Here is a 12,255-nt window from a genome sequence, read left to right as displayed (position 1 = left end):
TATGTTCTCTTTTCTATCTTCGGCGCTAGTTCCGGAAGTTAAAAGCATACCCGAAATGAAGAGCAAAACTTGGTAATGGAATTTAGTAGTAGAATTCATTCAGTCTTCCAACTATTAGTAGTCTTGATTATTTTCAAGAGCTAAGAACCGTCAAATATTTCGATGATCAGGCTGTAGCTCATTGGTTATTAAGGTTTTGAATAAAAGAAAAAAGGTGAACGTATGTTTACTATTTTTCTTGCAAATCTTTGGTCGGAATCAAGTATCACTTAGTAGACATGAGTGAGTGGATAATAAAGGCTTTGGAATCGGAACCGGGGTTGAATGCAGAGGAACGCAGGGCATGGCTGATTACCTTGAAATGGTATTTTGGTTATGTTGCTAAACATCAGATTGGCGATCCTTCACTAAGAGACAATGGCAAAATATTTTGGCGACAGGCAGTGCTGACCAAGCCAGGTCTTACAGACCGGCAAAAGGACCAATGGGGAAAGGCCATGGCCTGGTATTTCACGAAACTGGTCCCCATGGACGGAGCAGGCAAAAAGATGCGGTCTGCCATACGGCTGCGCCATCTGCGTTACCGTACTGAATTATCCTACCTGGGTTGGCTCAGGCGGTTCCAGGCTTTCCTGCACCCGGTGGATGCGCTGAGAGCCCGGGAACAGGATGTGGTTGATTTTCTGACTTACCTGGCAGAAGAACTGGAGTTGGCTGCGTCGGGACAGGATCAGTGCTTTAACGCGCTGCTGTTTTTCTTCCGTCATGTGCTGGATCTGCGGGAAGTGAACTTCAGGGGAGCGACCCGGTCCAGGAAAAGGCATCGCATACCGGTGGTGTTGACGAAGAGTGAAGTGAGTCGGCTGCTCGAAAATTTGCCAATTTCCTATCAACTTGCCGGTCGATTGCAGTATGGGTCCGGGTTGCGGATATCGGAACTGTTTCGTTTGCGAATACAGGAAGTGGACTTCGAACGTTACCAAATTCAGGTCCGCGACAGTAAGGGTGGCAAGGACCGATACACAGTCCTGCCCGAGTCTCTGGTGCCAATATTAAAACGGCAGGTGGAGCAGGTGCGGGCTTTGCATAACGATGACATGCAAGCAGGCTTCGACGGTGCCAGCATGGGTCCCGCGCTCGGACGAAAATTCAGTGTAGCTCGCAAGCATTTCGGCTGGCAGTATTTCTTTCCGGCAAAAAAACTGCGGAAAGATCCACGGTCGGGTAACCTATACCGCCATCATTTAATGGAAAATTCCTACCAGGTAGCCGTGCCGCGTACTTCCCAGCAGGTAGGGATTGACAAGCGGGTCACGCCCCACGTTCTCCGCCACTCATTCGCAACACATTTGCTGGAAGGGGGGATGGATATTCGTACGTTGCAAGAATTGCTCGGACACAAATCCGTCGAGACTACCCAGATCTATACGCATGTGATGCGTAAGCCGGGAATGGGCGTAAGGAGTCCGTTGGATGTGTTGTGATTGCTCTATAACTCCCCGCACAGAAGATGGCGACGCCCATTGTTTTGGCTTAATGGCTCCGGAAAATCTCACTAAGAACCGTCAATTCCACCAGATCCCTGAAACCGTCTCCCTGGTCTCGCAGAATCTCGATGATCGCGTCAATCTCCCGGCGATCGGCGGCTTCCATCCGTCGGCCCGTACCAAGCGTGAGAAGTTTGCTGGTGATAGCCCGGATGATCTGGTCGCTTCTTCCAACAAGGATGTCCTTGAACTCCTCAATCGAATTAAAGGAGGAACCATCCGGAAGGGTTCCGGAGCAATCGACGGGAACATCCTTGTTGTAACTGGAACGCCATTGGCCAATGGGGTCGAAAGACTCAAGCGCGAAACCCAAGGGATCAATCTTCCGATGGCATTCAAAACAAGTCGGATTTTTGCGATGCTTCACCAATTGATCCCGCAAGGAAAGAGCCCCGCGGGTGTCGGGGTCGAAGGGCGGCACATCCGGTGGCGGAGGCGAGGGAGGAGACCCCAGAATATTCTCCAACATCCAGACACCACGAATGACCGGAGAGGTATCGATGCCATTGGCCGTCACGGTTAAGATCGAGGCGTGCCCCAGCACACCGGAACGTCTCTTGTCCGGAAGGGTTATTTTTTGAAAATGCAATCCGTGGATGCCTTCATAACCATACAGCTCGGCCAAGGGTTCATTGATAAAGGTGTAATCGGCGTTGATCAGCTCGGTGATTTTGCGGTTTTCCTTCAGGAGGTGGCGCACCAGTTGAAGGGTTTCCTCATACATGTATTTCTGCAGATTCCGCTGGTAATAAATGGCAAATTTGTTTCGGTCGGGTGGCTGGGAGCCGAGGTCTTTTAAAGTCAAAACCAGATCAGCGAAATTGGAAACAAAAGCCTCGGAGCGCTCGTCCTTCAGCATCCGCCTGACCTGGGTCTTTAACACACGCGGAGAACCCAAGCTGCCTTTGGCGGCCAGGCGAAGCAGAATGTCGTCCGGCATGGACGACCAGAGAAAGTAAGATAAGCGGGAAGCGAGAGCGTAGTCATTTAATTGACCCGCTTCATCCGCAGGCTCCTGCAGATAAAGAAAACCCGGAGAACAAAGCACGCGCTTCAGCGTATCCTTGAACGCCTGGAAAGAGCCGAGGCCGGATTCCATTCGTTTTTCATAAAATGACATGAGTTGATCTTTCTCTTCCCTGGTGGCGGGTCGCCTGTAGGCGCGCGTGGCGAAGTCTCCCACCAGCTTCTTTACCCGAAGGCTGGAAAAAGGTTTACCTTGTAAAACGGATTGCTGGGAAGCACTGGGCCATTGGTCGTTGAGTGGTCCGGTTATCTCAACTTCGTGGATCCGGATGTGCGGCAACTCTCCATATTTCAACGTAACCAGTTTCCGGTTACCAAAGTCATTGACCAGTTCCTCATCGAGGGTCGGGGCAATCTTGTCGAAAACGGGTTGGAAAGCACTGCGCAAGTTGATGGTTCCATTGGGAAAGATAAAGCGCGGCGTAATCCCGGCATCCAGCCAGACGGTTGCCTCGTACCATCCGGGTTGGTCATCGGGCAGCGTGAAGGAAGCCAGGGTTGGCTCGATTCTCTGCGGAATTCCAAGTTCCCCCACCCGCTTGTCGCCTGGGACAATGGCGAGTTCATGCAACTGATTCGGGTTGGTGGTGGATACACGCGCGATGTGGTTGTGAATGCGGTTTTTTGCTTCGGCGAGAAGACGGATGCGGTAATGGCCGTCCGATGGAACCCCATCGAGAAAATCATAGATCGTTCCATAGGCACCTTCATGCCTTTGCGAGGTTGGCACCTCATACAGGGCAATGTACTCGTAATTGCATAATTGCTCCATCGTGCTCCCCAAGCCTTCCAGGCTCCTGAAATTGCCGGTGAAATGCCAGTTCCGCACTTCGGGTTTCCCGGTGGTTGCAAACACTTTTTCGATAATGGCATCGGCCGCCTCGACATATTGATCCAACAAGTAACTGGAAGTAACCAGTTGGTCGCCCAAGGTATCGACATGGTGCTCTTCCTCATCCCGGGGGAAGGACTGAGCCGGATCGAAAAGGGAGATGTTCATGCTTAACAGATCGCGGATGCTATTTAAATACTCCCGGCGATTCAAGCGCCTCAATACCGTTTCCCGATTCGTGCTGGATAAAAGAGCATGATGCGCTTCCAAGGTCTCGGTCAACCCCGCGATCATGGCGAGCATCTCAGGGTCATCGGGTCGTTTTTCCTCTTCCTCAGGTGGCATTTCTCCCAGATTCAAAATATCCAGAATATCCTGGAGCTCAATGAGAGTCGCCGAGTCTTTGATGGGCAAGTTCATGCTATCAAGCCGCCGGTCGCCTTTTTGTTTTTCGGGGCCGTGGCATTGAATGCAATAGCTCTCCAGAAAATTGGTTAAAGTAGTTCCGAAATCAGAGTTCCCGATCAAAGGGATAGAGCTCAGAACCCAAATGAGCAAATATGGCAACGAGCGTTTCACGAAAGTAGATTTGAATGAGGTGGAGCTTAGCATGCCAATATATTTTTTGGTAGCGAGCCGTCTTGGAATCTGCGGTTTGGGCCAAACCGCCCTACCATTAAATGCAAAAAGTTTGAGAAAAACAGAGAGGTCATTTTTTCTGTAGAATTTCACTCAGTGCTACGAGTTCGAATAAATCCCGGAAGCCATTCCCTTTCTCCTGATGAAGTTCGACGATGCGCTCCATCTCTCGTCGATCAGCCGCTTCCATGCGCCGGCCTGCGGCAAATGCGAGCAGCTTGGAGGTTAGCGACCGGGCAATTTGCGGTTGTCGCTCCAGCAATATGTGTTTCAGCTCCGCTACTGTCTGGAAGGAGGTGCCGTCCGGTAGAGTTCCCGAACTATCCACCGGCAAATCGTTGGGGTAGGCAGATCTCAATTGCCCGATGGGATCAAAACTCTCGAAGGCAAAACCCAGTGGATCGATTTTACGGTGGCATTCATAACAGGTGGGATTTTTTCGATGTTTCTCCAACTGGTCCCGCAGTGAAACGGCCCCACGGGTATCGGGGTCAAAAGGTTCCACATCCGGTGGCGGTGGGGATGGAGGAGTACCCAGGATATTTTCCAGTATCCAGACGCCGCGAATAACCGGCGACGTATCAATGCCATTTGCGGTAACGGTGAGGATCGATGCGTGTCCCAAGATTCCTCGACGCAAGGGATCCTGTATTTGCGCTTTTCGAAAATCCAGGCCGTGAATATCCTGGTAGCCATAAAGTTCTGCCAGAGGTTCGTTGATAAAGGAATAGTCGGCATCGATCAGGTCGGTGATGGCCCGATTTTCTTCAAAGAGGTGTTGAACGAAATACAATGTTTCTTCGTACATGTATTTCTGCAGATTGCGCTCGTAGTAAAGCCGGAATTCCCGGTCATCCGGAGGTTGGGTTCCCAGGTCCTTGAGGGTCAGAACGAGATCGACAAAATTCTTCACCAAGGACAGCGCCTTCGGATCAGCCAGCATGCGACGAACCTGTTGCTGAAGTATCTCGGGATCGCTCAAGTGGTCTTGTGATGCAAGCGCCAGAAGTTCCTCATCCGGCATGGATGACCAAAGAAAGTAGGACAAGCGAGAGGCCAGCGCATAACCGGTAAGTCGTCCCTGATCATCGGACGGTTCATGCAGGTATAAAAACCCGGGCGAACACAGCACGCGCTTGAGAGTTTCTTTAAACGCCCGAAATCTGGGAATTCCATCGGCACGGCGGTGTTCGTAAAAGGTCAACAATTCGCCTACCTCTTCTTTCGTCGCCGGACGGCGGTAAGCCCGGGTAGCAAATCCCGCGATGAGTTCCCCCACCTTCCCTGGATTAAAACGGTCGCCCTGCAAAACCGTCTTTTGCGGCGGCGGCGGCCAGCTATCATACAAGGGTCCGGTAATTTCCACTTCGTGAATCCGGATGTGAGGCAGGTTACCGTATTTTAGCGTTATGTATCTGCGGTTCTGAAAGTCATTTTCCAACTCCTCGTCTAAGGTCGGGGCTATCCTGGCAAAGGTGGCTCGATTTGCACTCCGTGCGTTGACCGTGCCGTTGGGGAAAATAAATCTCGGAGTAATTCCGGCATCCAACCACACCGTGGCCTCATACCACTCCACCTGGTCATCCGGAAGGGTGAAAGAGGCCAATACCGGTTCAATGTGTTGAGGCATCCCAATATCGCCAACCAGAATATTGCCTGGAACTATGCCCAGCTCGTGAGGTTGGTTGGGATTGGTGGAAGTTATAGGCCGAACGTAGCTGTGTTTTCTATTCTTCGACTCAGCTTGCACGCGGATGCGATAGTAGCCATCGAAGGGAACCCCGTTTAGGAAATCATAAATGGTGCCGTAAGCGCCGATGTTCTGAATGGAAGATGGTAAGTCGAGAAGCATCATGTACTCATAGTTGCACAGCTTCTCCATGACCGTGTCCAAGCCCATGAGATTTCGGAAATTATTCTTGAAGGTCCATTCCCGTGCCACGGGCTTACTCCTGACAGAGAACACTTTTTCAATGACCTCATCCGCCGCTTCAAAGTACTGATCCAACAGATAGCCGGAAGTAACCAACTGATCTCCCAATGTATCCAGATGTTGGACCGTTTCATCGGGAGGAAAAGATTGGGTAGGATCAAACAGCGAAGTGTTCATGTTAAACAAATCGCGAATCGTATTCCGGTACTCCCGGCTATTCAGTCTCCGCAAAAGCGTTTTCTGACCGGTGCTGGCCAGCAGTTCGTTGTGAGTCTCAATTGTGTCGGTTAGCATACCGATCATCTGGAGAAGCCCATCGACCTCTGGTCTCTCATCTTCGTCTTCCGGAGGCATCTCTCCCAGATTCAGAATATCGAGCATATCCTGCAATTGAATGAGCGTTTCCGAATCGGAAACCGGCAAGCTCAGGGTATCAAAACGACGAACCCCTTTCTGCTTTTCGGGGCCGTGGCATTTCACGCAATAGTCGTTAACAAAGGCTGTTAAGGAGGCATCGAAATGCGAGTCGGCTACTGCGGCAGCAACAACTGGCAGGCTCGCAATCAGGACAACAGCAAAACGTTTTACCACAGGTTACCGGAATCAGACTGTTTCGAGTTGAGGAAGCGTCCCGGTGCTCTGCGCAAAGTAACTGTCCTCGATTCCCATGCGGTTGAGCAGGGACAGGTAGAGATTGGAAAGCGGAACCCGCCGATGACTTTCCTTGGGCAGTGCAATGTGCTGACCGTGGTTGAAACCGCCGCCAGCCAGGACGATGGGAAGATCCGTATTGGTATGCGAGTTTGCATTCCCCATACCCGAGCCAAACAACACCATGGAATCATTTAACAGACTCCCACCGGTGGTTTCATCTTTGAGGGTATCGAGTTTTTCCAGAAACCGTGCGAAATGTTCCGTCTGGTAACGCTCTAGCTTTACCAGGTCCCGAATTTTGTCCTCCTGCTGACCATGGTGCGAGGTGAGGTGGTACCCACCGGAAACACCCAGAACCGTGGCGTCGAATTGTTCACTGGAAATTTCCAGCGTGGCAATGCGGGTTGAGTCGGTCTGCAGAGCCAGGATGATCAAATCATACAGTGTCGGAATATCGAGAACGATACCCTGGTTGGGCGGTTCTTCAATGGTAGCCTTTGGCTTGGGAACACCGATCCAGTGCCGTCCCTGATCGACTTTCAATTCGGTTTCGCGAACGGCGGTAAAATATTCATCCAGCTTATCCCGATCCTGCGCCGTCACGGAGCGCGCCATGGAATGGGCGTCCTCCAAAACGGAATCGAGAATGGATTTCTTTAACAGGGATCTCTCGGCCGCCGCGCGTTTGCCTTTTTCGGAATCCTGCTCGAACAGTTTTTTAAACAACTCCCGCGGACCGGTGATCGGAGGCACCCGAACCCCCGAGCGAGTCCATGACATCTGGCATCCGTTATGCAAACCACTGCTGGAGCCCACGGTCAGCGTGGGAAATCGTGTCGTTGATCCCAGCACTTCGGCAGCCCTCTGGTCGAGGCTGATATTGCCGTCGGGCATGTTTTTGGCATCGACCTTCAACACACCGGATAAAAACGAATGGACGCCGAAGTGACCACCGGTGAGACCGTGATCAAGATTGGAAAAGATGGTGAAAGATTTCCGCAGTTTATCCAGTGGGGCCAACAACTCGGGTGCAACGTAATCCGCCCCGGTTTCAGTGGGAAAAAAGGACGGTTGATACATACCGAAGGAATTCCCCACCGCCACCAGTCGTTTTGGCCCCTGGGATGCTGGGAAAGCGGCGAACGCCGGAAACATACTCTCCAGAGCTGGAAGCGCCAGACATACGCCAACACCTCTCAGAAATGTTCGACGGGAAACGTGTTTAGCGAAATTGAAATGAACGGGTTTCATACAGTTTTAGGGTAAATATATGGGAACAACTAAAAAGTCTTTCTGCACCTTAATCAAAGACACCGACCAAGCTCAAGAATATGTGTTGAGTTAAATCAAACCGCAGTTTGGGCTTCAAATACCAGTTGAAGCATATATTACAGTTGAGGATATCAGACCTTTCCCCGTGAAATTTCGCACCACAGTCCAAGTCCTAATCCTCGCCATAAGCCTCGTCAGCCTCGCGAAGGCGGCTCCTGAACCCAGGATTCCGCAGGGGCAGGTGTTGGTGGAGCTATTTGAAGGCGTGGAAAGTAAAACCGAATGGCCGGTCAACCTGGGAGAACCGGATGCCAGTTTCGTTCTTCCCAGTTTTGCGCTATTCGACCTGCCACAAAAATATGGCCCCTTGGGTGAGCGGTTGCGCTATCAGGCTCCCATACTCATTCGAATGACCGGGAAAGTAAATCTGGACGATCATGCTTATACTTTTTTAGACCGCACCAATGGCAAATCGCGCCTGTGGTTAGACGACCAAATTATTTCCCAGGGTGAGGCGGTTACAGAAAGTCCGAACGCTCATGGACACATGCGTCCAGCCGTAGATCCCGGACTCCCCTATCCGCGAGGTCGACTGGGCACCAAGGATCTATTGACAAGCGTTTCTGCAACAAGCGGAGCTCATAAAGTGTCCCTGGAATGCCTGATTGCTTACCGCAACAAATCGGTGCCCGTGCATGAGTTGTTAGTCGCCTTTCAAAAGCAGCAGTCGGATCCATGGCTTCTTCTATCGCCCAAGGAAATGCATCCAACTTCGTTTGAGTTAATGGCCATGTCGGAGCTCAAAGAAACCCAAAAGAGCAGCTTCGAACGATTGAATCAGGAACAGCGGGATCGGGCGCGGACACAGCTGAGCTCTTACTGGAATTCACGCCACAAGGAAGCGAGGCGTTATATAAATGCGCTTCCTCCGATTGAAGGAAAGGTCAGCGGGATAAATTTCAAAGCACAAAATGTAATAGACCAATTGCTCGATGCCAGGATCGTCGAAAACAACAATTCAATTGGCAAACAATCGGAAGACAACCTGTTCGAGGAAAAGGTCTGGCCCATCCTGGAAGAGCATTGCATTCGCTGCCATGGGAAAAAGGCCAAGGGAGGCCTCAAGCTCGACAGTCGCCAAGCGGCCCTGGCAGGCGGGGAATCCGAGTTTGCCACCCTCGTTCCCGGAGATGCCGAACGGAGTGAATTATTTGTCCGCATAACGGTCGAAGATGAATTGGATCGCATGCCATTTGAAACAGATCCTTTAACTGAAGAACAGATCGCGATCCTTGAAAATTGGATTCAATCCGGCGCCAAGTGGAACCGCGTCACAGAATTTGTTTCCACACCCGAACCGCTGGATGAGCTTTCATTTCTGCGACGTATATATCTGGATACGGTTGGCGTTCCCCCGAACACGGACGAAATCAAACGCTATCAAACTGATAGACGCCGCGATAAAAAAAGCCGTTTGGTTGATCAACTTCTGAACGACCCGCGCTACGCGGATCACTGGGTATCCTACTGGCAGGATGTGCTGGCAGAGAACCCGAGTCTGATGAAACCGACGCTCAATCACTCCGGTCCGTTTCGTTACTGGATTCATGAGTCCCTACTGGACAACAAACCCTTCGACCAATTTGTGACGGAGCTGGTTACCTTTCAGGGTGAGGCCTTTGCCGGAGGTGCCGGAGGCTTTGGGCTGGCTACCGACAACGACTCGCCCATGGCAGAGAAGGCCCATGTCGTTGCCACCGCTTTTTTGGGAATCGAAATGAAGTGCGCTCGCTGCCACGATTCGCCTTATCATTCAACCACTCAGAAAGACCTGTTTTCCCTGGCTGCCATGTTGGGTGGCAAAGCCCTTCAAGTTCCTGATACTTCGACGGTCCCTGTCACTTTTTTCGAACGGCTCAATGGAAGGAAGCCCATAATTCAAAGTAACCTGGAACCGGATACCTCGGTCGAGCCCAACTGGCCGTTCACGGAACTTGTTGAACATTCAATCAAAGAAGAGATGGCCTTCATCAATCCAGCAGTTGACCTTGCTTGGCAGATCACCCGCCCGCAAAACAGAAGATTCGCCAAGGTAATCGTCAACCGCATCTGGAAGCGGTACTTCGGCAAAGGCTTTGTCGAACCCGCCTTTGACTGGGAAGGAAATGCAGCCAGCCATCCGGAGTTGCTGGAGTATCTGGCCCGTGAATTCGTGGCCAACAATTACGATCTGAAACAGCTGTCACGCCTTATCCTTAACAGCGCGGCTTACGCGCGGACTTCCATCAACCATTCATCGGGAGACAACCGTTTTTTAGAAGCGCCTCAGCGCAGAAGTATGACAGCCGAGCAGTTGGTGGATTCTCTTTTCAGTAGCGCCGGAGTGCCTCTGTTTACCGAAGAACTAACTCTCGATGTGGAAGGGCATTGGGACCCCGAAACATTTGTCAACTACGGCTTCCCAAAACGTGCCTGGGAGTTTGTTTCCACCTCAACCGAGCGGGAGCGAGCCAGCCTGACTTTGCCGATGGTAAACGAAATCGTGTCACTGATGCGCGCCTACGGTTGGCGACCAAACCGGGCCGAACCGATCACTGACCGGGAATCAGAAACCAATGTCATGCAGCCCGGGGTGTTGGCAAACAGCAGCCTGACCTTGTGGGTAACTGGGCTCAGCGACTATAGCGAATTGACGGCTCTGGCCTGGGAGGTCGACTCAACTGAAGCATTGGTGGATCAGCTTTTCCTCCGTTTCCTGACCCGGCTTCCGAAGGACCATGAAAAAACGGAATTCAAGGCATTGCTCGAAGAAGGATTTGATTCGAGAAAAACGGCCAAGACTGACGGGTTTGAAAAGGAAAAGTGGATTCCTGAAATCCGGGAAGTCAGTTGGGGCAATCACTTGAGTGTCGAGGCCAACTACCACGTAGCGGCGAAGGTTGAAACATTTCAACAAGGCCCCGAACCAACCAAAACATTGGAGGCAGACTGGCGCGAACGCATGGAAGATGCTGCCTGGCTTTTGATCAACACCCCCGAATTTCAGTTCATTCCCTGATTATGAATCGCAGAACATTCCTTAAGACATCCGCCGGTGGGGCGATGCTGACTGCGCTCCCAGCCGGGCTGCGATCCAATCAAATTCCGAAGGGCCCAGCCCAATCGTGTATTTTCATCTGGCTGGGTGGAGGAAACGCCCAGGTTGATACCTGGGATCCCAAGGCTCTGGGTGATCCGTTGCAAAGAATTGCTGGTTCCGCCTATCCCGCTATCGATACCGCCGTTAAGGGCGTACAGGTTTGCGAACATTTGCACCAGACAGCAGCGCGATTGGACCGTATGACCCTGGTCAGAAGTGTGCACCATGAGGTGATTAATGAACATGCGGCGGCGGTCAACTTTATGCATACCGGACGCCCTGTGAGTGGCACGGTTGTCTACCCTTCCATTGGCGCTATCGTGAATCACGAATTGGGCTCAGCCGATATCGGAATGCCGGGATATGTCGTTTGCGGTCCTCCGAGCAATTCGCGTGGCGCGGGTTTCCTGGGGGCAAAATACGGCTACCTGTATGTGACGGATACGGACAGAGGTCCGGTAGGTTTTACAAGACCGCCAACCGTGAGCGAAGCCAGAGACCTGCGCCGACAAAGGATGTTGAAAAACATGCGGGATGAGATTGCCCGGACGGTTCCAATGGAGGATCCTTTGCTAGAGTACGAAACCGTCATGGACACCAGCCTGCAAATGAGCCGGGGTGGATTCTCCAAAGTTTTCCAACTCGATCGGGAAACGGACAGCCTGCGGCAAACGTATGGCGGAGAGTTTGGTCAACGCTGCCTCTTGGCACGGCGTCTTGTGCAACGGGGTACCCGATTTGTCGAAGTGCTGCATAACTTGAATTTTAAAAACGGCACCGGATGGGATACTCACCGCGAAGGTCAGGAAGGGCAGCACCTGCTTATACAGGAATTGGACACAGCGCTGGCAGCCTTGATTGATGATCTCGAAAACCACAAGCTACTCGACAGCACTCTCATCGTAGTTGCTGGCGAGTTTGGTCGCCCGTCTTCTTTTGATGTGGCCGGGGGTCGTGGCCACCAAGGCTCTGCCTTCAGTGTGGCGCTTGCTGGGGGTGGCCTCAATCATTGCGGCGCTTACGGAAGCACGGACGATCATTCCAAAAACATACTGGAGAATCTCGTGTCCGTGCCCGACCTGCATGCTACGATCCACCACGCGCTGGGAGTAGATTACAGCAAGAACCTGCTTCACGGAGACCGCCCTATTCCAATCACCGATCGGGGACAGCCAATTCCGGATTTATTTTCGTGATTCCCCCAGCCTTTTAT

The 12,255-nt window shown here is 51.8% G+C and carries 6 protein-coding genes; 3 read left to right on the top strand and 3 right to left on the bottom strand.

From position 1 onward, the window contains the following. The first annotated feature begins 278 nt into the window (after nucleotides 1–278). Entirely contained in the window at nucleotides 279–1,484 is a 1,206-nt protein-coding gene (locus O3C43_15480) for an integron integrase (protein MDA1067893.1), read from the top strand. A gap of 49 nt (nucleotides 1,485–1,533) precedes the next feature. Here O3C43_15480 and O3C43_15475 read toward each other — a convergent pair whose 3' ends face one another. From O3C43_15475 to O3C43_15465, 3 genes are all read right to left on the bottom strand, one after another. After that, the gene (locus O3C43_15475) at nucleotides 1,534–3,933 is read right to left on the bottom strand and encodes a DUF1592 domain-containing protein (GenBank protein MDA1067892.1); all 2,400 of its coding nucleotides are present in this window, start codon (nucleotides 3,931–3,933) and stop codon (nucleotides 1,534–1,536) included. A gap of 181 nt (nucleotides 3,934–4,114) precedes the next feature. After that, nucleotides 4,115–6,568: a DUF1592 domain-containing protein gene (locus O3C43_15470; protein ID MDA1067891.1), complete on the bottom strand. Its 2,454-nt coding sequence runs from the start codon at nucleotides 6,566–6,568 to the stop codon at nucleotides 4,115–4,117. A 12-nt stretch (nucleotides 6,569–6,580) separates the two neighbouring features. Beyond that, nucleotides 6,581–7,882 (bottom strand): DUF1552 domain-containing protein, encoded by a 1,302-nt coding sequence (locus tag O3C43_15465; protein ID MDA1067890.1) that lies wholly within the window; start codon nucleotides 7,880–7,882, stop codon nucleotides 6,581–6,583. Nucleotides 7,883–8,048: 166 nt separating this feature from the next. Between O3C43_15465 and O3C43_15460 the strand changes: the two genes are divergently transcribed. Both O3C43_15460 and O3C43_15455 read left to right on the top strand, forming a co-directional pair. Beyond that, nucleotides 8,049–10,961 carry a DUF1553 domain-containing protein gene (locus tag O3C43_15460; protein ID MDA1067889.1) on the top strand — a complete coding sequence of 971 codons (2,913 nt, stop codon included), beginning with the start codon at nucleotides 8,049–8,051 and terminating at the stop codon, nucleotides 10,959–10,961. Next, nucleotides 10,958–12,238 (top strand): DUF1501 domain-containing protein, encoded by a 1,281-nt coding sequence (locus O3C43_15455; protein ID MDA1067888.1) that lies wholly within the window; start codon nucleotides 10,958–10,960, stop codon nucleotides 12,236–12,238. Before O3C43_15460 ends, O3C43_15455 begins: the two co-directional genes overlap by 4 nt. Nucleotides 12,239–12,255: the final 17 nt, after the last annotated feature.

This window comes from Verrucomicrobiota bacterium (assembly GCA_027622555.1).
Classification (GTDB): Bacteria; Verrucomicrobiota; Verrucomicrobiia; order Opitutales; family UBA2995; genus UBA2995.
Note: the sequence above shows the minus strand (reverse complement) of the source record. Positions and strands in the feature narration are given on the sequence as shown.

Bases quoted from the DNA above. Each gene is read 5' to 3' on its own strand.
- O3C43_15480 (MDA1067893.1), top strand. From the start codon at position 279: ATGAGTGAGTGGATAATAAAGGCTTTGGAATCGGAACCGGGGTTGAAT.
- O3C43_15465 (MDA1067890.1), bottom strand. From the start codon at position 7,882: ATGAAACCCGTTCATTTCAATTTCGCTAAACACGTTTCCCGTCGAACA.